This window comes from Streptomyces sp. CA-243310, from assembly GCF_050936775.1.
GTDB lineage: Bacteria > Actinomycetota > Actinomycetes > Streptomycetales > Streptomycetaceae > Streptomyces.
The window spans coordinates 3,469,452-3,487,434 of the sequence record NZ_JBNJMF010000002.1 but is presented as its reverse complement, the minus strand read 5'-3'; the positions used below and the strand labels follow the sequence as shown (position 1 = coordinate 3,487,434).

Below are 17,983 nucleotides of genomic sequence, written 5' to 3'. Positions count from 1 at the left end.
CGGAGAAGATCAGGAGAATGCCGAGCTGCCGGTCGGTCATGCCGTGCTCTGCCCACGTGTTGAGGACGTCCCCGCCGAACAGGATCGCGAGGAGCTTGGCGACGTCCTCGGGGTCCTGGGAGTCCTGCACGCGGGTCATCAGGAGCGTGAACATGATCGGGAGCGACTCCGGCAGGACGTACGTCTTGCCGTACAGGGTGAGCCGTTCCCGGGGGCGAGTGGCGAGCTCCTCAACGATGAACGCGTCGAAGTCGGTGGCGTCGGCCTGACCCGCGTCGGGCCCGTGGTCCTGGTCGAGGTCGAGGTCGGTCACGGGGTCACCGCCGAAACGGTCGCCGGACCGCACCGGACGAACGAGACGCTCCAGGACGTCTTGTCGTTGTTCCCGCCGGACTGCTCACCCGGGGTGCAAGTAGCTTCCCATATAGCCCACTTGGACTGGGTGTCATGGCGCCACCGGACGCGCCCCCGGGAGTCGTACCCGAAGCGGTACGCCCACACGGTGTCGATGTAGAGCTGTCCGGGATCCTGCGCCTTGGTGGTCTTGTCGATGCGGTACTGACCTTCGAGTTCAAGGGACGCGCCGCGCTGCATCACGTCCTGCTCGTAGTAGCCGGCGGAGTCGAAAGCCGTGGTCTCGGCCGTCTCCTCGTTCTCGCCGGGGCTGTGGCTCCACTGGGTAAGTCCAGCAATCGGGATCCACTTCGGCGTCTGGGCCGTGGCGTCTTCCACCTCGAACGTCCAACCGCGGGCGTCGATGGGCCGGGTTCCGGCCATAGGGGGTACCTCCTGAATTACGGGGCGGCGCAGACGTCGAGGTCGAAATTCACGACGTGCTCGTGTCGGCCGGCGGGGTCGGTGCCCATGGGGGCGGGGGTGCCGCGGGCGGCGGCGAGGATGAGGGTCGAGCCGTCGGCGAGGGCGACGTCGGTCCGGCCGTGCAGCGCCCGGCACAGGGCCTCGGCGCGGTTGCGGGAGACCCGTGGGTCGGCGGTCCCGCGGACGCGGACCTGTAGGCGGCGCTGTTCGGTGTCGTCGCGGGCCTCGGGCGGTCCGGCGTCGTACAGGGACAGGGCGACGGCCCGGTCGGGCGCGGGCGGCATGGCCTCGACGAACGTGTCGCCGGTGCGGCCGGCCGGGTCGTAGGTGAGTAGGCCGGTGGCGGCGAGGTACCGGGCGAGGGAGTCGAGGAGATCAGCCACGCATGGACCTGCGGACCTGGGCGGCGATGATCTCCGCGACCGTTCCGGCCTCCTCGGCGAGGGGGCGTTCGAGGTACTTGGCCGTACGGCCGCCGTCGTGGCGTAGGGACATGTCCTCGTGCTGGCGGACGGCGTACGGCGTATCGAACGAAACGCCCGCGGTGAGGGCGGCCTCGTCGATGGTGGCGACTCCGGAGCGTTCGAGGGTGGCCTCTTCGATCGGCACCCGGGCGCGGGCGCGTTCGAGGACGTGCTCGGCGGCGAGGCGCAGTCCGCGGGCGGCGCCTTCGCGGGTTCCGCGGAGCGCTGCGGCGCCGTTCCATGTGAGGCGGGCGCGGCTCACTCGCACATCACCTCCTGTGTCCCGGGGACGGGCAGGCCCGGCGCGGTGTGCGGGGCGATGTGCAGTGCGGTTGTGGTCCGGCCGGACGGGAGGGTGAGGCGGGACTCGGCCGGACAGATCACGTCGGGCGCGGTGATGACTTGCGCAGTGGACGTGACCTCGCGTCCGTCGCGGCTGCGGACGGTGCGCACGGTCTCGGTGACCAGGGCGGGCACGTTGGCGGCCGGGGGCCCGTACAGCGGCCCGTACGCGCTCTCCCCGTCGTAGGGCTCGATGGTGATGCGGTGCGGCAGTAGCCACCCGGGGACGTTCACCAGATCACCCCCAGACGGATACCGGAGCGGGTGAGGGCGCGGTACGCGCGGGGGGCGAGGTCGACGGATCCCGGGGCCTGGGTGCCGGTGCGGCGGCCGGACATGGACAGGGGGCCCAAGCTGACCGACTCCCACCGGTCGTCGGCGCCGGTGCCGTCGACTCCGGCGGCGAGCTGGTACTCGACCTGCGCACAAACGGCGTCGGCGAGGGCGGCCACGACGGTGGGGTCGGTCGGCATGCCCGCGGGGTCGGTGTCGTACAGGGCGGTCGCGAGGGCGTCGTCGACGTCCTCGGATGCGCGGGCGAGCAGCCGGTCGGCGTCCGGGGGCGCTGGCTTCCCGGACCACGCGGTGAGCTGCTCGGGCGTGGCGTAGACCCTGCCCACGGGGTTACTCCTCCTTCACCTTCCGGGCAGCAGAACGCCCCGTCGCCCGGGTGGGCGGCGGGGCGCTGTCGGCCTCCTGCTCCTGGTGCTCGTCGTCGTTCGGCGGGGCGTCCGGCTCGGGGCCGGGCTCCTCGCCCTGGTGGTAGCGGCGCAGCAGCATCGCGGCGGCCTCCTTCCTGATCAGGTCGCGGCGAGCGTGCCGACGCACACCCCGCGGTCGTCGAGCCGCTTCACGGCGTAGTGCACGTTCGTGGTGATCACGGTCGTGCGCTTGAGGATGTCGCGGTCGGTCTCGACGATCGGCCGGCGCTTGTAGAGGGCGCCCAGCGCGTTCCGCTTGAGGACAAGGAACTTGCCGGCCGCGACACGGTTGGTTACGAAGATCGGCAGTCCCGCAATGGCGCCGATCTGGCCCGTGCGTACGGCGGTGTCGGCGCCCAGCTTGGACGCGTCGATGAACTGCGGGTCGAGGGCGGCCTCGGCGTGCTGCGCCGAGTTGAGGAACAGGCCGGCGAACTCGGCCGGGTCCCACTCGTCGCCGAATCGGGCGAGGGCGGGTACGACGGCGTCGGCCCACGTGAACTTGGTCTTTCCGGCCGCGGTGGTGAAGCTGAGCGGCGTACCGCCACCCTGCGCGGTCTCGTCGGCGCCGGCCTGGGCGATCAGGGCGGCGTCGACCTTGCGGGCGGCGAGGATGCCGAACTGGCGCTGTGCCTCGGCGCGCGGGTCCCCCAGCCCGGTCAAGAGGGCCTTGTCGGTGATCTCGACGGCCTTGCCGGCCTCCTTGATGGTGGCCTTGCTGGCGCGCTGGCCCATGACCGTGGTGGTCATGGCCGTGCCCTCGGTGAGGTCGTCAAGATCGCCGATCGCGTCCCACGTCGGGAAGTCGATGGTGTCGCCGGGCTGACCGACAAGGGTGTCGTCGGTGAGGACGGCGCCCGATCCGAGGACGCGTACGGCCCCCAGGAACTTGGCCTGCGCGAGGTCGCCCCAGACTTCGGGAACGATCAGCTTGTCGGCGGTGGTTGTGGGCATTCGTGCCCTCCTTGCTTACTGGGTTCCGGCGAGGCGCCGGTACGTGGCGGGGTCGGACTGGAAGAGTTCGGCGCGCTCCGCGTACGGCATGCGCTCGAACTGGGCGGCGGTGATGCCCTGGGGCTGCGCGCCGCTGAACTCGCTTCCGCCGACCGTCGGGCCGGCGGGGCGGGTGCCGAGACGGGGGTTCGCGAGGACGGCGGCTTTGATCGCGGCGGTGACGGCCGCGGCGTCGGTGGGGTCGACGTCGGCGAGGGAGTCGGCGAACGTCCGGGAGTCGAGCAGGGCGTCGGCGTCGGCCCCGGCCGCCGCGGCGGTGCGGTAGACGGCGAGCTCGACGGCGGTCTGTCGGGCCTGCGCCTGCGCGGTGGTGAGCTGCTGGGTGAGCTCCTCGGGGGTGGCCTGCTGTCCGGCCCTGCTGGGGTCGAGGATTCCGAGGAGCTGCGCGGTGAGCTCGGAGCGCGCGTTGTCGGCGGCCTGCTGCTTGGCGGTCACCCGTCCCTTGCCGGCCTCGGCGCGCGCGGCGGCGAGGTCGGATTCGAGTCGGGCAATCGTGGCGGCGCTGTCCTCGCCGGCCGGGGCCGGCGGGTCCGCGGGCGGGGTCGGCGGCGCGGTGTTCGGGTCCTGCCCGGGAACTGCGCCCGGGTCGCCCTGCTGGCCGGTCGGGTTGCCGGGGGTGGGGGTGCTCATGGGGTCGCCCTCCTGGGGCTGGTGGGCCCGCTCCTGGCGGGCGTGTGGGCATGCGAAAGGGGGCCCGCTCCTGGCGGGCCCCCTGGGTGCTGCTGGTCGGTGGTGCGGCTACTCGGCGGCGGTCTGTCCGGCCTCGCGGCGGGCGGCGGCGTAGCCCTTGATCCACATGGTTCGGAGGATCGAGTCACGGCCGTACGGGCAGGCGGTCGCCGGATCGTCGCCGCGGCCGGCCTCGGTGCCTTCCTGCTGCGCGCGGATGATGTCGGCTCGCGTTCCCATGGTGGTCATCTCCGGTTCTGCTGGTCGGATTCGTTCTTGCGGGCGCCGTCTGCCCAGCGCTGGCGCTGGCCGGTGGCCTGCTCGATGAACTCGGCCTGAGTCAGGCGCCCGTGCTTGGCCCACCACTCTTTCAGCTCGTCGGACGCGCGGCTGTAGGCGATCCGGGCGGGCCCGCTGAACAGGGCGCCCGGGTCGTGTCCGGCCGCTACGGCCTTCTTGTTGAGCAGGTATCCGTTGCAGTCTTCTTCGGCGGCGAGGTACTGCCGGTACGTGTGCTCGTCGTACAGCTCGCGGGCTTGGCGGCGGGTGAGCCGCGGCCCTTCCTCGGCGGCCTCCTCGGCGACGGCCGCGGCCCTTCCCTCCCCTACTGCGGCGTTCCATGCGGCATCGTCGGCGAGGGCTCCCCACCCGTCCGGGTTGGGCGCGGGGTCGAGGGTCTCGGCGAGGGCGTTGCGGTCGGCGAGCAGGTCGTCGACGGCGTTGCCGGTGGCGGCCGGCGCGGGCAGGGGGACGGGGTCGCGGCGGTCCATCTCGTCGGCGATCCGCAAGAGCTCGGCCGGGTCTGCGTAGGACATGGCCCATGCGAGCTCGTCGTCGCCGACCTGGTCGAGGTCGACGCGCAGCGTGCCCCCGGGGAAGTGGCGGGCGAGCAGGTCGCGGCGCGCGGCCTCGGCCGCGGTGCCGTCCCGGTCGTGGGGGGCGTTGCGGTAGCGGGCGGCGAGCTCGTCGTCGGACAGGTTCACCAGGTCCCGGCGCACCCCGGGGAGGTTGCCGGCGCGGTTGCGGCGGTGGACCTCGGCCATGACGCGCATGGTGTCGGTGTCGTCGGTGTGCGGCAGGATCCGGGCGAGCTCGTCGTCGGACAGGGTGAGCAGGTCGTCGGCGAGGCGTCCGCCGGGGCGGGCGCGGTCGAGCAGGGCGTCGAGGTCGCGGCGGTCGGCCTCGGTCTCGATGCGGGCGCGGGCCCGGTCGTCGAGCAGGTTCGAGCGCATGGCGGCGGCGAGCTGGTCGTCGCTCATCTCGCGTGCGGTCCGCTCGTCGCCGGACCACAGCCGGGCGGCGTCGACCTGCTCGGGCGTCGCGGGGGTCCGCGGCTGGGGAAGGTTCGAGGCGCCGGGCTGCTCGCGGTGGCGTAGCCGGCGGAGCTCCGGGTGTGCGGCGAGGTGCGTGCGCATGGCGCCTTGCCACTGGCGCACCTTGATCCCTGCGGCCTGCTTGGCCTCGGGGGTGACGGCGGCGACCTGGCGGCGCTTGTACTCCCTGATCTTCCGTTCGAGGGTGCGCTGTCGCTGTCCGGCCTCGTACCCGTCGGGGTCGCTGTCGGCGTCCTCAAGGGGCGTCAGACCTGGGGTGTAAGCGCTGGTGGAGTGGCGACAGTTGGGGTGCTGAAGTCCTGCGAGGCGGGCCTCGTCGAGGGATCCGGCGACGGGCACGGCGATCATGACCCCGTCTTGGGTGGCGTGCTCGACGTGCACGGTGCGGGGGCCGGCGGGCCCGCCGATCGTCAACACCTTGCGCTCCCACGGACGGCAGAGCGGGCACTCGCGCGGGCTGCTCGACACGACGACCAGGTCGACGCCGTGCTCGGTGAGGGTCCGCGTGTGGGCCTCGGTGGCTGCGCGGCCGGTCGCTGTCCGGACGGCCATTTCCGCATAGCTGGTGAGCTGCCAGCGGCGGCCGGACACGTCGCGGAAGTCGGCGACTCCCTCGTCGGCCCATCGGCGCATGGCGTCTTGGGTGGCTTGGCGGCGGGTGACGGTCCCGAGTGCCACGGTGGCCGTGACCTCGGAGACGACGGCCCGGTACCGGTCGACGGTCGTGCGCAGAATGCTGCGGTGAGCGGCGGTGAGGACGTCGACGGTTTCCTGTGCGAGGCGGTCGACGGCCTGCGCGTTCGGTAGCCGGTCGTCGACCAGGGCGCGGGCCTCGTCGGACAGGGCGCCCAGTTCGGCGGCGGCGGCGCGGTGGCCTTCGTTGTACGACTGGGCAACCGCGTCGTGGACGTCGAGGGTGACGGCCTGGGCGAGCTCGTCGACGACGGCCTGTGAGGCGCGGCGCATGGCCTGGACGGCGCCGAGCTTGCGCTCGGCCCACCCGGGCGCGTCGAGCCCTTCGGCGAGGGACCGGGCGATGATGCCGAGTAGGCGTTCCTCGGCGGTCGCGTACAGGTTGCGGGTGCGCTCGGCGAGGGGCTCGACCATGCCCGGGTGAATCGGCACGTCTCACCCCCTGCCGGTCATGCTGCGAGCGGGAAGTTCCCCACAGGATCGGGGGCGGCGGCGCCGGTCTCGGCGAGGATGGCCTCGACCTCGACCTGTACGTCGTCGTCGTCCCATTCGGGGTGGAGGATGCGCACCTTGGTCTTGGTGGAAACGGCCCCGGCGCGGGCGAGCAGGTCGAGCGTGGTGGCGGTCTGCTGCTCCGACTCCGCAACCCCGTCGCCGAACTCGACGCTCGGGCGCTCCGGGGTGATCGGTGTACCGAACTGGGCACGGTCGAGCAGAAGCATGACGTGCAGCGCGTCCGTTATCCCGTGTCGCCAATAGCCGGCCTTCTTCCGGCGGGTCACCATCGACCGTTGGTCGCGGCTGTCGGACTCGGTCGCGGTGATCGCTTCACCGGATCCGTGCAGGCCGAAGCTCTGGGCGCTGTAGCCGGCCGACTGGGCGGCCTGTCGCATGATCGCTTCGGCGCTGCGCTGGTGCTCCTCGACCCTGATCTCGAACTGACTCAGGGTGATTCCGGTGCCGTTCTCGGTGGGCGGAATGTTGAGCTGCTCGTATACCTCGCGGTCCTCGAACGTCGCTCCGCGGCCCGGTCCGTCGTTGCGGAGATAGCCGGCCGGAACGATCAGGCGGGCGCGGGCGAGGCGGATGTCGCGCATCCAACTCGTCCACACGGTGTCGAGGTTGTCGAACAGGTCGTAGAGCGGCGCGGCGTAGTCCGACCTACCGATCGGGGATCCCCGGTGAAGACGGTTCGGGCCGATGTTGGGCACGTAGGTGCACGTGAGCAGGGGAATGCCGGTGCTGATCGTCTGGCCGTTCCCGTCCGGGTCGAGGGACTCGGCGAGGTCGGCGGTTGCCGGGTGCTCGGTGAGCGGCACGGTGCGGCCGACGTTGTCGGACGTCCCCAGGTACAGGGCGTGAATCACGCGGCCGGGCTCGTGCCGTTCGAAGTGGCGCCACACGGTGTGTCCGTCGCTACCCGGGAGCTCCTCCCAGAACACGCACGCACGCAGCATGCCGAACCGAAACTCGGGGATCGCGGCGTCGGGCTGTACGACGGTGAGCAGGGGTCGGGCTGCAAGCGTCTTGTCCCACGTCACCCGCAGGAAGATCCCCGACAGGGCGGCGGCCTGCTCGGCTGCGCCCAAAAGGATCTGCTGAACGCGGCCCTCGTCGAGGAGCTGCTCGGTGCGGGCCTGGGTGGCCGTGTCGGCGGTACGGATGGCGGGCATGTCCGCGAACAGCAGGTCGGCGGACGTGGAAGCGATATCGCCCGGCAGGGGCACGTGTAGGCGGTGGTCCTGGCGGGCGGCGAGGGGCTGCTCGCGGCGCCCCCACAGCCGGCGGCGGGCGCCCTGGTGCTCCTCGGTGCTGTGCACGCGGGTAAGGCGGCGGGGGTCGCCGGAGTACCACGCGTCATCGGTACGGATCCGGTCGTAAATCGGTGCCCACTGCGGGGGCGGCCACGGGGCGCCGGTCTCAGGGAGTGCCACGGGCGGTCACCTCCTCGGCAAGGGGTATGTGCACGGTGGCGGTGAGGGGCTCCTCGCCGTGCAGCATCTTTCGGCCCTCGCGGTCGAGGACGTACAGGGACGCTCGTACGCCCTCGCGGGCGTGCACGTGCAGTTCGTAGACCTGAGCGGCGGGCAGGCCCAGCACGCGACAGAGCGCGCGGCGCTGGTCGACAGTGATCACGGTGGGAATGGCGGTGCTGCTCATGTCGGGGGGTCCTCGTGCGGGCGGCTGGTGAGTAGGTGGCGCCACTCGTGCGCGGTCGAGTGGACGGCGTAGCGCAAGGCGTCCGCGCTGTGGTCGGCAAGCTTGATCGGCTTGTCCTCCCCCCGGGCGGTCGCGGTCGGATCCCAGCTGTAACCGGGGAGCTCTTCGAGCAGGCCGGTGCAGCTCCGATGTACAAGCAGGCGACGGGCGGCGAGGAGCGAGGACACAGACCGGATGCCGTCGACGACGCTGTTATTGGCGCGGGCGAGGCCGGGCGCTCCGTCCTGCCACATCTGCGTGATGAAGCTCGCGGCGCTGGGGTCGATGAACGTCCACTCGGGGGTGACCCCGGCCGGGGAGTCCGCGGCGGCATCGGGGTGTCGCCACTCGGTGAGCCAGCGCAGTACGGCGGCGCTGTACTGCGCATCGGTCATCTGTCGGTGGCTGGCCTTGCTGTCGTGGCGCCACTCGGCCGCCGCGTACAGCCGGCCGTCGACGCCCTCGCCGAGCAGGATTGCGGCGAACGGGTTCGTGGTGCCGTAGTCGATGCCCAGCCACGTGCGGCGTAGCTCGGGCAGGGTGTCGACGACGTGCTCGGCCTCGTCCCACTGGTCGTAGATGGCGCCCTCGGCGACGCACCATGCGCCGTCGATCATGCGGCGGCGCCACAGTCCGACGTACTCGGCGGACAGGTCGGCAACGTACTCGGGTGACAAGCTCGGGTTGTCGGCAAGGCGGAAGTGCCAGGCACGCAGGTTGAGTTCCGCGGCGCGGTCGATGTAGCCGGTCTTGAGCCAGTGCCGCGGGCTGTCCGGGTTCGTCGTGGCGAACAGGCGGGCACCCGGCACGGAGAGGCGGGCGAGGAGCTGTACCCAAAAGCCCTCGGGCATGAGGGTTGCCTCGTCGACGTACGCGAGCTGCGCGGTGAGACCACGTAGCCGGCCCTCGGCGCGGGCGTCCGCGGCGCCGATCAGGTGGACGGTGCGGCCCAAGATCGTCGCGGTGGTGGCGCCCCGGGTGTGCTGAATGTGGCGTGCCAGGGGGCCGAACAGGGCGGGGTCCTGGAGCGGCTCCAGACAGTTCCGCTCGATCGTCTGGAGGCTGCGCCCCGCTATGACGATCAGGCCGGACGGGCCGGCGGTGGCAACGGCAATAACGAACGCCAACAATGAGGCGATCGTCTTTCCGCTGCGGACGCTGCCGTGCCACAAATTGATTCGGGCGGTGGCCCGGCCGATCGAACGAAGCTGCTTACGGGAGAGGGGCAGGCGGTCGAGGTCGAGCACCGGCTCACCCCCCGTCGGCGCCCCCGTCGTCGGCTGCGCGGGTCAGGGCCTCGCCGAGTGCGCCGAGCATCGAACGCACCTGCTCGGCACCCTCGCCACCCTCGGCCGGCGAAAGCTTGAGGCTCTTCTCAATGGCGGTGCCGGTGGCGGCGAGGATGGCGCGCTGATCGCCGAACGTCGGGCGTTCGAGGCGGGTCTCGGACCACACGTTGTCTTTGCCTCCGAACGCCCCGATCGTGCACGGCTCCCAGAGCTGGGCGCGCAATCGTTCGGCGTCCTGGTGGAGCGCGGTGGCGAGCTCGGTACGGCGGGCGGCGAGGTCGATGCGGCGCGCCTCGGTGGCGGCCACGACTTCGGGCCCGCGGTCGAAGGTGAGCGGCGGGTCGCACGCCGCGGCGATCTTGGACACCGTCGAGGGGCTGCGCCCGATGGTGCGGGCAATGTCGTTGCGGGTCTTGCCCTGGGAGTGCAGACGGCGAACCGCGGTGCGGTCCTTCTCGGTGATGGGGCGCGCCATGGGGCTCACCTCCTGCACGGCCGCGGGCCCGCGGGGGCGGGCATGCAACAGCGCCCCGCCGGGGGGTTGGCGGGGCGCTGTTGGACCTTCTGTTTCCGGGCATGCCGGGGTCGGTCCCGACTCTAGGTCACGGAAAGGTCACGACGCAATCGGGATCGTGGGGCGCGCGTGGGGCGTTGGCTGCGACCGGTCGCGCGGGGCGGCCGACGGCGTAGGGCGGGCGCCATACGCGCTGGTCGGCGCCCCGGGCATGTCCTGCAAGGCGGTCTGCATCCTGAACACCCGTGGGGCAACGCCCTCGGGCAGTACGCCGCTGTCCCACAGGTCGCCCCACGCGTGGGCAAGGAAGGACACGGCGAGGCGCACCGCGTCGGACTCGTTCATGCCCGTGCGGGTGAGAACGGCGAGGGCCTGGTCGAGGGTCTCGTCGCGGCGCACGGACAGGTTCTTGGGTCGGCTCTCGGTAGGCTTGGCCTTGGCCATGGCGGGGGTTGCTCCCGTTCTGGTTAGTCGGGCCCGGTGTGGAAGGTGGAAGCTCCCCCGGGCCCGCGTCTGTTTCGGGTCAGTGGTTGTGCGGGGTGTCGGCCTCGCGGTCGGACCACGCGCGGGCAAAGTCAGGGTCCTGCTCGTTCTCGTCGCCGCTGCGCCAGACGCACAGACGTACGTTGCGGCGGCTGAGCTCGACGTCAAGCTGTTGGCTGAGCAACTGCTCGGCGAGGTTCTCGGCGCTCTCAGTGGTCGTGCAGGTGCCGGCCGTGGCCTGCTCCCAGGTGTCTCCGTCCGCGGCGCGGTAGAGCGTCCAGACCGCTTCCCATGGGTTGTCGCGGATGGTCTTGTGCACGTACGTCGGGTGGCTGTAGCCCAGCTCTCGCGCGATTCCGGCGGCCGACTGTCCGCCGATGTGGTGCTCGATGATCAGGGCGGGGAGGTGCGATTCGAGGGCCTTGGCGGCGCGGCGGATCAATCCGGCCGCGGGCAGGCTTGCATGCTCGGCGAACTCCGCGACGATCCGCTCGCGCGCGTCGTGGGAAGTGGCTTGGGCGTACCCCTCGGCAAGGTGCCCGATTTCGTGGCCCGCTTCATTCCCGGACCGGGCGGTGTCGGCGGTGGTGTCGAACTCGTCGAGCAGGGCGAGCATCTTCTCTCGGAGTACGGCCGCGGCCGGCGAATCGATCTTGGCGCGGGCGGCTCCGGCCCTCTTGGCAATCTGCCACCCGGAAGCGGCGGCGGCTCCCTCGACCGATGCCTGTTGGCCAGCGGGGGCCGTGGGGAACTTCGAGGAGTCGGCGCGCTGGTAGGACTGGGCCTCGGCCCGGTCGCGCTTCTGCTCGTCGCTCATGGCTGCTGCTCCTGGTGGTGGTCGGGGCCCGCCCCACGGGCGTGGGGCGGGCGGGTGGGCCTATGCGGGGCGCCAGGCGAACACGCACAGGGAGGATGCGCGCAAGGGCTCGGTGTTCCATCCTCGGCTGTTCAGGCGGTGGGCGAGGCAGTCGAGGGCGGCCCCGTGCAAGAGGGTGTCGCGGCGGATGGTCGCCCCGCCCTCAAGCCAGTAGACGGCCACTCGCCGGCTCCCGCGCGGTTCGATCATGTAGCCGCGTGCGGTCTGCTCCTCGGCGGTCGGTGCGCTCACGTCGTGGTGTTCCGTGAGGCGGGCAACGGCGAGCCCGGCCAAAGCTTCGCGGGCGGCAATGACGTCCGGGTGGGTGGCGTTGCTGGGCATGCTGCCCTCGCTGGTGCCCGCGTGCCCGACGATGACGCCCTCGACGACACGGCGGGCGGTGGCGCGGGTGGGAGTCCCGTAGCGAGCTGCCTCGGCGGCCTTGCGGGCGTCCATTTCGGCGCGGAAGGCGGCACGGTCTACGGCGGCCTTGGCGACGTGGCGCTCGATCGTGGCGGGGTCGAATCGGACGCGGACACGGACCGGTGTGGTCGCCTCTTCTGCGGGCGCAGCGTCGGTGAACAGGGCGCCCTGTTCGGCCGGCTGCTCGACGTCGAACAGGGTGAGGGCGGTCGGCTGCTCGCCAATCCACTCGCCTCGCCACGTGCCCGCGTCGGCCTCGGCTTCGGTAACCAAGGCGGCGGCGTACAGGGCCTCGGCCTCCTCGACGGTCTCGACCTGGGCGTCGGTCTCCTCGGCGTGCTCGACGGCGTCGACGGCGCGGGTGGTGGCGTCGAACGCGGTGGCCTCCTGAACGGCGGCCGGGGTGGCAGTGAAGGTTCCGCGCTTGTCGAACGGGGTCAACAGGTGCTCGTCCTCAGCGAGGTTGACCAGAAAGCCCCATCGGGTGTTGCGGTCGACGGTGATGCCCGCGGCGTCGTACAGGGCGGTGACGCGCTCGACGTTCCACTCGCCCCCCTCGCGCAGTACGGCGGCGCGCAGGAAGGCGCGGGGGTCGACGGCCTCGACGATCTCGGCGACCTCGACGGCCGCGGCGGCCAGGGGCGAGGCGGCGGCGAGCGAGCGTGCGTAGGCGCGGTGCTCGGCGGCCTTGCCGCACGGGGTGCACAGCGCGGTGCCCTTCTTGAGCAGGGCCGAACCGTCGTCGTACTCGGTGACCTCGCGTCCACACAGGGTGTCGTCGTTGTTCGAGTAGTGCACGCGGCGGCCGGTGCCAACCAAGCAGTAGCGGACGTGCGCCCGCTCGGCCAGGGTCGGGCCCTCGATGGCGCGGTCGGCGGCGACCTCCCCGGCGGCCACGCGGTCGGCCTGCTCTGCCTTGGCGCACGCCTTGCAGATGCGGGCGGCGATCGGGGTGTTCGGCTCGTGCATGAGCTCGCGACCGCAGTAGCTCGTGTGGGTACCGGGGCGGGCGTAGTGGCCGGTGTTGCCGTAGCCGTGGGCGTAGGTGTCCATGGGGGTTGCTCCCGTGGTTGTGGTGGTCCGGGGTGGAAGCCCGGGGTGTCGGGGTGGAAGCCCAACAGTCGCGACCCTAGCCCATGTTGATCCCACATCACAAGAGAATTGAACTCAGATCAATTATGGGTCTGTCGGGCCGTGTTCAGCGCGACGTACAGGTCGACCAGGTCCGCGCCTCGCCACGTGCGGCGGCCCCGTTCGAGGGGTGCAGGTGCGGGGCACGCCTCGCCGGTCGAGCAGGTCACGTACGGCTCGCCCCCGGCGCGTGTGTGCGCCGTGAGCTCGCCAGTGCATGACGGGCAGGGTTCGGCGAGCGTGGTGGTCCGCCCGTCTCTGCCGAGTGCCCGCTCGACGGTCTGCCTGGCGTGGCGGGCGACGGCGGCGGCCTGGTCGAGCACGCGCACGGGCACGGTGCTGAACAGGTCTCCCTCGGCGACGTCCTCGGCGAGCAGACGGCCGGCTATCCAGAGCGCTGCCCAGTGCAGCCCGTACGCCCGGCTCCCGTGGGCGATGACGTCCGCGGGGCCGGCGTCCCGGTAGCTCGTGACGTGCCAACGGGCGGGGTCGGTGGCGTCGTCCTCGTCGCGGACGGTCCGGCCGTGCGCGTCGCGGGTGGTCTGTACCGGCCGCTGCGCGTACTCGGCAACCTGGTCGGCGAGCTCGAACAGGGCGACCTCGACGTCGAGGGCCGCGTCGAGGGCCACCAGGTTCACGGGTGCGGGGTGCTCGCGCAGAACCAGCGGCATGCGGCCGATCTGCTCGTCGGCCTCGTCCTCGGCGGCGGCCTGCTCGGCGAGGTGTCCGTCGATGTAGGCGCGGGAGTCGCGGGGCGGCCACTCGGCGGCGGGGGGCCGGCTGATTGCGGCGAGCAGGTCACCCCACTGCTCGCGGATGGCGGCGAGGTCGTCGGAGGCGCGCACCGCGGCCGGGGTCGGGCCGGGGGCGAGCTGGTCAAGGGTCGCGAATGCGGGGGTGATCACGGTGCGCTGCTCCTGGTGGTGGGTCGGCTGATCAGGGCCGGTCGCCGGCGGCGGCCTCGGCCTGCTGACGGCGGGCGCGGGTACGGGCGCTGCGCCATGCGGCGTGGTTGCGGTCCGCGGTGGCGCGATGCTGGCTGCTGCTGCGGGCGGCGGCCTGGGCGCGGCGCTCGATGGTGGCGAGGGCGATGGCGTGTTCGCGGTCGCGTTCGGCGAGGACGATGTCGGGGCGGTCGGCGAGCGCGGTGATTGCGGCGTGGGCGAGGGCGGCGGCTGGGGTGAGTCCGTCGTGTTCGGCGACGGCGACCAGGGCCTCGGCGAGGGAGTCGGCGTTGCGGACGCGGGCGAGGGTGAGGGCGGCGGCCTGGGCGCGGGCGAGGTGCCGGCGGGCGGCCTCGGCCTGGGCGCGGGCGAAGGCCTGCTCTCGGTCGGCCTGGGCCTGGGCGCGGTGCGCGTCGTCCTCAGCTTCGGTGATGGCGTCCTCGGCGGCGCGGGTGCGGTCGTGGGCGCGCTGTATGGCGGTCTGCTGGCCTGCGACGGTGCGCCTGAGTTCGTCGCCCTCGGTGGTCTCGGTGGTGACGTGGGCGCGCAACAGGGCGGCCTCGGCGGGGGTGAGGGGTGCGCCCCGCTGTATGCGGTTGAGTAGTACGAGCAGGGACTCGCGGCGGGTGTCGCGCTCGGCGGCGCGGCGGCGGCGCTCGGTCATGGTGCGGCGGGTCACTGGTCGGTCCCCTCGGCGTGGCGTGTGGTGGGTGGGGCGGGTGCGGTGGCCCCGGTGCGGGCGAGGCGGGCGAGGGCGCGGTCGGCGCGGGCCCGGTCGCGGCGGGTGGGGGTACGCCACAGGTGCGCGGGAATGCCGTTGGTGAGCGGGGCAAGGGCGGCGGCGAGGCGGTCGCAGTTCATCGCGGGGGCCGGTGGGCGAGGCGGGCGGCGCGCGCGGCGGCAAGGTCGAGGACGTCGTCGACGGCGGTCCGCGGCGGGCTGTCGAGGCGAACGGCATGGCTGCGCAGGATCGAGACCAGGTAGCGCCCGGTCGGTCCGGCGTCGGCAGGAACGCCCCGGTGGAGAACAGCGGCGAGCAGGTTGGCGAGCTCGCGGGTGTGGTGAGCAAGGCCGTTGGCGGCGAGGCGGGCGGCCTCGGCCGGGCGGTGGCGCTGGGCAAGCTGGGCGGTGAGGGCGGCGTACGTCTCTCCGGGGAGCGCGGCGAGGGGCTGCTCGGCGGCGAGCTCGTCGGCGAGGTGGCGCAGCATGGCGGCGGCCGTGGGGCGCGGCAGGTTCGAGCGGACATCGGCGGGCCCGTGGTTCGGCACGGTGACGATCAGGCGGTGAGTGTCGAGCGTGGCGACGGGGTCGGGTGTGCGGTTCACGGGGTGGTGCTCCTGGTTCGGGGTGGGGGTGCTGCTCCTGCGCGCGGGAGGGGCCGCGACCGGTCGCGCGGACCGGTCGCGGCGAGGGGTTAGAACGGGGGCTGTCCGCTGTTCTGCGGGGCCCACGGGTTGTGTGCGGGCTGCTGGTCGTATGCGGGTTGCGGAGCGTTGACGGTGGGGGCCTTGGCGACGTTGGCGGTGGCGCGAAGCAGGGATGGGCCGACTTCCTCGGCCTGGATCTCGTAGCTGCTGCGCTTGGTACCGTCGCCGGCTTCGTACTGGCGCTGGGTGAGGCTGCCCACGACGATCACGCGGGAGCCGCGGGTGATCGACTCGGCGACGTGTTCGGCCTGCTGGCGCCACACGGCGACGGAGAGGAACAGGGGCTCGCCGTCGGTCCACTGGTTCGCCTGCTTGTCGTACTTGCGCGGTGTCGAGGCGATGCGGAAGTTCGTGACGGCGGCGCCGGACGGGGTGAACCTGAGCTCGGGGTCGGCAACCACGTTGCCTATGACGGTGATGGTGGTTTCTCCGGACATGGTTAGGCGGCCCTTTCGAGGGTGGGGTCGGTGCGGGGGTGAAGGGGGGTAACGGCGGCGAGTTGGGCCTCGCGCTTGATGGCGCGGGTGTTGCGGGTGCGGGTGGCGTTGCAGGCGCGGCACTTTCGGGTGCCGTTCGGTGCTCGGTAGGTGTTGGCGGCGTCGTACGGGTGGCCGGCGGGGCATTGCGTGACGGCGGCGCGGTGGGCGACGTGGTTGGAGCTGCGCAGGATGTTGACGCGGTGGGTGACGGCATCGAGGTGGGAGACGCGGACGCACGCGCGTTGGCGGCATCGGTGGTCGAGTTCGAGGCCGGTGGGTATGGGGCCGCGGGCCTGCTCATAGGCGAATCGGTGGGCCTTGACGGATTGGCCTGCCCAAAAGGTGCCGTAGCCGGCGGCGTTGGTGCTGCCTTCCCACAGGTGACAGGGGCCGATGACTCCGCGGATGAGAGGCAGGGGGCCGGCCGGGTTGACCTTGGCGGCGAAGCGCTCGGCGGGGAGTTTCCTGGTCATCGGGGAGGTACCTCCTGCGGGATGTAGGTCGAACCAAATGTCATTCCATGGACGGATTGAGTCCGTCCATGAGTGGACGATAGCGAACGAGGTGGGGCGTTGGCTTCTCCGTTTTCCCTATGCGGCCGACTGGCTGCGCTGGTGGGAAACGGCGACGTCAAGTCGCGAGGGGTGGGGCGTCACGCGCTCGTGGCGCTTCTTCCCGCCCGACCGGCACGGGTGGCCGATGCGGGCTCGGCAGGTCTCGTACGGGCACGGGACGCTGAGCGGGTCCGGAAGGCCGGCGGTGGCGAGGCGTTCGCGTTCCGCGCGGCGGCGGCGCATCGGGGCGAGCTGGGCGGCGACGCTCGGCGGCATGTAGCTGCCCAGTGCGGCGAGGCGGTCGGCAACGTCCTTGTGCATGGGGCCGGTGAGTTCGCGGTGCGTTGTCGGGGCGGCTTGCCCGGTTTCGATGGCGCGGCGCGTGCCGGCGAGGGCGGCCCGGTAGGCCCGTCCGTCGTCGGGGTCGACGGCGGGGACCGGGTCGACGTGGCGGCGCAGTACATCGCGGCGGAATGCCTGCCAGGGGCTCCCGACGTCGCTCGGTTGGATGCGGTAGGGGCTGGTGGATATGTGGTGGTGAACGACGTGCGCGGCGTTCCAGTCGCGGCCGTCGGGGTGCGGGGCGGTCGCGGGAACGGCGGCGAGGAGTTCGGCCCACTGGTCGAGTCGCTCGTCGGCGGCGACCTGGTCCTCGGGGGCGAGGCGTGGGTCGAGGCTGACGGCGTAGGCGAGCAGGGCGGCGGTTTCGGTGCGGTTCATCGGTGGTGCTCCTGGGAGATTCCGGCGGCGGTGGCGAACATGGCGGCGGCGTTGGCGGCGCGGCCCCTGCGGGGCGATCGGTCGAGGGGGATCACGTCGGCCCCGGCCGCTGGCGGGGCGGTGCCAGGGGCGGCGGCCGGCGGAAGGTTGAGCCATGCCCGCAGGAAGTAGCGGGCGTGGGACACGTCCTTTTTGGCGGCGGCCTTGACGGCGACGGCGGCGAGCATGTCGACCCCAGAGCGCTTGATCAGGGCATCGATTTGGAACCACTCGGTGGGGGTGAGGTCCCATCGCGGGTAGACCGCTGCGGCGGTGATCTTGTCGACCAGGGGGCGGGCGAACTCCGGCGGTATCGCCGTGGGGGCTTCCTTCCTTCCTTCACTCACTCCACCTATGGATGAGTGATGGGGGTGGGTTTCCCGACCGCTACCGGTCGGGGATTCCGACCACAAACCGCCGTCGTCGAAACCGGGCTCCGGTCGGGAAACCGGACCGCTATCGGGTGCGGTTGTGGTCGGGTTTCCGGACCGCAACGGGCTACCGGTCGGGTTTCCCGACCGCTGGGTTTCCGGTCCGGTTTCCCGACCGCTACGGCGGACGTAGTGGACGGCGCCGGGGATCCGGTAGAGCGCGGCACGGCTCCCCTTGGCGGGCTCGGCGATCTCCAGCTCACCCGACGCAATGGCGCGCTGTAGAGCCTCGACGGCGGCGCCCTTGGTCGCGTTGATCCGACGGGTGATCTCGGCAGTGCCCATGCGGACGGTGGCCGTGTCGTCCGTCGTGGCGTCGGCAAGGGCGAGCAGGGCCAGGCGGGCATTTCCGCGCGTGCGGGAGTGACGCCACACCCAATCCTGAGCGTCGAGGGTCACGGGTGCTGCTCCTTTGGGAGTGGGGCGCCCGGGGCGAGGGGCTCGGGGCCGGCCTCGCC

General features: G+C 72.2%; 25 protein-coding genes and 1 pseudogene. All 26 read right to left on the bottom strand.

Going from position 1 to position 17,983, the window contains the following annotated elements:
• A pseudogene (locus ACQEVM_RS33360) lies at positions 1-313 on the bottom strand (hypothetical protein); the annotation flags it as partial.
• Positions 310-777 (bottom strand): phage tail tube protein, encoded by a 468-nt coding sequence (locus ACQEVM_RS33355; RefSeq protein WP_433073051.1) that lies wholly within the window; start codon positions 775-777, stop codon positions 310-312. The gene ACQEVM_RS33355 and the pseudogene ACQEVM_RS33360, both read right to left, overlap by 4 nt.
• 17 nt (positions 778-794) lie before the next feature.
• Positions 795-1,202 carry a minor capsid protein gene (locus ACQEVM_RS33350; protein WP_433073048.1) on the bottom strand — a complete coding sequence of 136 codons (408 nt, stop codon included), beginning with the start codon at positions 1,200-1,202 and terminating at the stop codon, positions 795-797.
• Positions 1,195-1,545, bottom strand: coding sequence for a hypothetical protein (locus tag ACQEVM_RS33345; protein ID WP_433073045.1), 351 nt, complete (start codon positions 1,543-1,545; stop codon positions 1,195-1,197). The genes ACQEVM_RS33350 and ACQEVM_RS33345 overlap by 8 nt, the downstream gene beginning before the upstream one ends.
• Positions 1,542-1,859 carry a hypothetical protein gene (locus ACQEVM_RS33340; protein WP_433073042.1) on the bottom strand — a complete coding sequence of 106 codons (318 nt, stop codon included), beginning with the start codon at positions 1,857-1,859 and terminating at the stop codon, positions 1,542-1,544. The genes ACQEVM_RS33345 and ACQEVM_RS33340 overlap by 4 nt, the downstream gene beginning before the upstream one ends.
• Entirely contained in the window at positions 1,856-2,245 is a 390-nt protein-coding gene (locus ACQEVM_RS33335; protein WP_433073039.1) for a hypothetical protein, read from the bottom strand. Before ACQEVM_RS33335 ends, ACQEVM_RS33340 begins: the two co-directional genes overlap by 4 nt.
• A gap of 4 nt (positions 2,246-2,249) precedes the next feature.
• Positions 2,250-2,405 (bottom strand): hypothetical protein, encoded by a 156-nt coding sequence (locus ACQEVM_RS33330; RefSeq protein WP_433073036.1) that lies wholly within the window; start codon positions 2,403-2,405, stop codon positions 2,250-2,252.
• Between the two features lie 20 nt (positions 2,406-2,425).
• Positions 2,426-3,280 (bottom strand): phage head protein, encoded by an 855-nt coding sequence (locus ACQEVM_RS33325; protein ID WP_433073033.1) that lies wholly within the window; start codon positions 3,278-3,280, stop codon positions 2,426-2,428.
• A 15-nt stretch (positions 3,281-3,295) separates the two neighbouring features.
• Positions 3,296-3,970, bottom strand: a complete 675-nt coding sequence (locus ACQEVM_RS33320; RefSeq protein WP_433073030.1) for a hypothetical protein — start codon at positions 3,968-3,970, stop codon at positions 3,296-3,298.
• Positions 3,971-4,078: 108 nt separating this feature from the next.
• On the bottom strand, positions 4,079-4,249 hold the full coding sequence (locus tag ACQEVM_RS33315) for an Rmf/CrpP fold protein (protein WP_433073027.1): 171 nt from the start codon (positions 4,247-4,249) through the stop codon (positions 4,079-4,081).
• Positions 4,250-4,254: 5 nt separating this feature from the next.
• On the bottom strand, positions 4,255-6,468 hold the full coding sequence (locus ACQEVM_RS33310) for a phage minor capsid protein (RefSeq protein ID WP_433073024.1): 2,214 nt from the start codon (positions 6,466-6,468) through the stop codon (positions 4,255-4,257).
• Positions 6,469-6,485: 17 nt separating this feature from the next.
• Complete coding sequence (locus ACQEVM_RS33305; protein WP_433085225.1) at positions 6,486-7,970, bottom strand: phage capsid protein; 1,485 nt, start codon at positions 7,968-7,970, stop codon at positions 6,486-6,488.
• Positions 7,957-8,196 (bottom strand): hypothetical protein, encoded by a 240-nt coding sequence (locus ACQEVM_RS33300; RefSeq protein WP_433085223.1) that lies wholly within the window; start codon positions 8,194-8,196, stop codon positions 7,957-7,959. The genes ACQEVM_RS33305 and ACQEVM_RS33300 overlap by 14 nt, the downstream gene beginning before the upstream one ends.
• Positions 8,193-9,482 carry a PBSX family phage terminase large subunit gene (locus tag ACQEVM_RS33295; protein ID WP_433085221.1) on the bottom strand — a complete coding sequence of 430 codons (1,290 nt, stop codon included), beginning with the start codon at positions 9,480-9,482 and terminating at the stop codon, positions 8,193-8,195. Before ACQEVM_RS33295 ends, ACQEVM_RS33300 begins: the two co-directional genes overlap by 4 nt.
• 4 nt (positions 9,483-9,486) lie before the next feature.
• Positions 9,487-9,999 (bottom strand): helix-turn-helix domain-containing protein, encoded by a 513-nt coding sequence (locus tag ACQEVM_RS33290; protein ID WP_433085219.1) that lies wholly within the window; start codon positions 9,997-9,999, stop codon positions 9,487-9,489.
• A 138-nt stretch (positions 10,000-10,137) separates the two neighbouring features.
• A complete protein-coding gene (locus ACQEVM_RS33285; RefSeq protein ID WP_433085217.1) occupies positions 10,138-10,482 on the bottom strand; it encodes a hypothetical protein in 345 nt (114 codons plus the stop codon).
• A gap of 79 nt (positions 10,483-10,561) precedes the next feature.
• A complete protein-coding gene (locus tag ACQEVM_RS33280; RefSeq protein WP_433085215.1) occupies positions 10,562-11,338 on the bottom strand; it encodes a hypothetical protein in 777 nt (258 codons plus the stop codon).
• A gap of 60 nt (positions 11,339-11,398) precedes the next feature.
• Complete coding sequence (locus ACQEVM_RS33275) at positions 11,399-12,853, bottom strand: hypothetical protein (RefSeq protein WP_433085213.1); 1,455 nt, start codon at positions 12,851-12,853, stop codon at positions 11,399-11,401.
• A gap of 119 nt (positions 12,854-12,972) precedes the next feature.
• Positions 12,973-13,836 carry a hypothetical protein gene (locus ACQEVM_RS33270; RefSeq protein WP_433085211.1) on the bottom strand — a complete coding sequence of 288 codons (864 nt, stop codon included), beginning with the start codon at positions 13,834-13,836 and terminating at the stop codon, positions 12,973-12,975.
• Between the two features lie 31 nt (positions 13,837-13,867).
• Positions 13,868-14,554, bottom strand: a complete 687-nt coding sequence (locus ACQEVM_RS33265) for a hypothetical protein (protein WP_433085209.1) — start codon at positions 14,552-14,554, stop codon at positions 13,868-13,870.
• The gene (locus ACQEVM_RS33260) at positions 14,551-14,736 is read right to left on the bottom strand and encodes a hypothetical protein (RefSeq protein ID WP_433085207.1); all 186 of its coding nucleotides are present in this window, start codon (positions 14,734-14,736) and stop codon (positions 14,551-14,553) included. Before ACQEVM_RS33260 ends, ACQEVM_RS33265 begins: the two co-directional genes overlap by 4 nt.
• Positions 14,733-15,200, bottom strand: coding sequence for a hypothetical protein (locus ACQEVM_RS33255; protein WP_433085205.1), 468 nt, complete (start codon positions 15,198-15,200; stop codon positions 14,733-14,735). Before ACQEVM_RS33255 ends, ACQEVM_RS33260 begins: the two co-directional genes overlap by 4 nt.
• Before the next feature lie 89 nt (positions 15,201-15,289).
• Positions 15,290-15,739 carry a single-stranded DNA-binding protein gene (locus tag ACQEVM_RS33250; RefSeq protein ID WP_433085203.1) on the bottom strand — a complete coding sequence of 150 codons (450 nt, stop codon included), beginning with the start codon at positions 15,737-15,739 and terminating at the stop codon, positions 15,290-15,292.
• A 2-nt stretch (positions 15,740-15,741) separates the two neighbouring features.
• Entirely contained in the window at positions 15,742-16,254 is a 513-nt protein-coding gene (locus tag ACQEVM_RS33245) for an HNH endonuclease signature motif containing protein (protein ID WP_433085201.1), read from the bottom strand.
• A gap of 117 nt (positions 16,255-16,371) precedes the next feature.
• Positions 16,372-17,055 carry a zinc finger domain-containing protein gene (locus tag ACQEVM_RS33240; RefSeq protein ID WP_433085199.1) on the bottom strand — a complete coding sequence of 228 codons (684 nt, stop codon included), beginning with the start codon at positions 17,053-17,055 and terminating at the stop codon, positions 16,372-16,374.
• Entirely contained in the window at positions 17,052-17,924 is an 873-nt protein-coding gene (locus tag ACQEVM_RS33235; protein WP_433085197.1) for a hypothetical protein, read from the bottom strand. Before ACQEVM_RS33235 ends, ACQEVM_RS33240 begins: the two co-directional genes overlap by 4 nt.
• Positions 17,925-17,983: the final 59 nt, after the last annotated feature.

Coding starts and splice junctions, on each gene's coding strand:
- ACQEVM_RS33355 (WP_433073051.1), bottom strand. CDS start 777: ATGGCCGGAACCCGGCCCATCGACGCCCGCGGTTGGACGTTCGAGGTG.
- ACQEVM_RS33330 (WP_433073036.1), bottom strand. CDS start 2,405: ATGCTGCTGCGCCGCTACCACCAGGGCGAGGAGCCCGGCCCCGAGCCG.
- ACQEVM_RS33325 (WP_433073033.1), bottom strand. CDS start 3,280: ATGCCCACAACCACCGCCGACAAGCTGATCGTTCCCGAAGTCTGGGGC.
- ACQEVM_RS33320 (WP_433073030.1), bottom strand. CDS start 3,970: ATGAGCACCCCCACCCCCGGCAACCCGACCGGCCAGCAGGGCGACCCG.
- ACQEVM_RS33315 (WP_433073027.1), bottom strand. CDS start 4,249: ATGGGAACGCGAGCCGACATCATCCGCGCGCAGCAGGAAGGCACCGAG.
- ACQEVM_RS33300 (WP_433085223.1), bottom strand. CDS start 8,196: ATGAGCAGCACCGCCATTCCCACCGTGATCACTGTCGACCAGCGCCGC.
- ACQEVM_RS33290 (WP_433085219.1), bottom strand. CDS start 9,999: ATGGCGCGCCCCATCACCGAGAAGGACCGCACCGCGGTTCGCCGTCTG.
- ACQEVM_RS33285 (WP_433085217.1), bottom strand. CDS start 10,482: ATGGCCAAGGCCAAGCCTACCGAGAGCCGACCCAAGAACCTGTCCGTG.
- ACQEVM_RS33280 (WP_433085215.1), bottom strand. CDS start 11,338: ATGAGCGACGAGCAGAAGCGCGACCGGGCCGAGGCCCAGTCCTACCAG.
- ACQEVM_RS33275 (WP_433085213.1), bottom strand. CDS start 12,853: ATGGACACCTACGCCCACGGCTACGGCAACACCGGCCACTACGCCCGC.
- ACQEVM_RS33260 (WP_433085207.1), bottom strand. CDS start 14,736: ATGAACTGCGACCGCCTCGCCGCCGCCCTTGCCCCGCTCACCAACGGC.
- ACQEVM_RS33250 (WP_433085203.1), bottom strand. CDS start 15,739: ATGTCCGGAGAAACCACCATCACCGTCATAGGCAACGTGGTTGCCGAC.
- ACQEVM_RS33245 (WP_433085201.1), bottom strand. CDS start 16,254: ATGACCAGGAAACTCCCCGCCGAGCGCTTCGCCGCCAAGGTCAACCCG.
- ACQEVM_RS33240 (WP_433085199.1), bottom strand. CDS start 17,055: ATGAACCGCACCGAAACCGCCGCCCTGCTCGCCTACGCCGTCAGCCTC.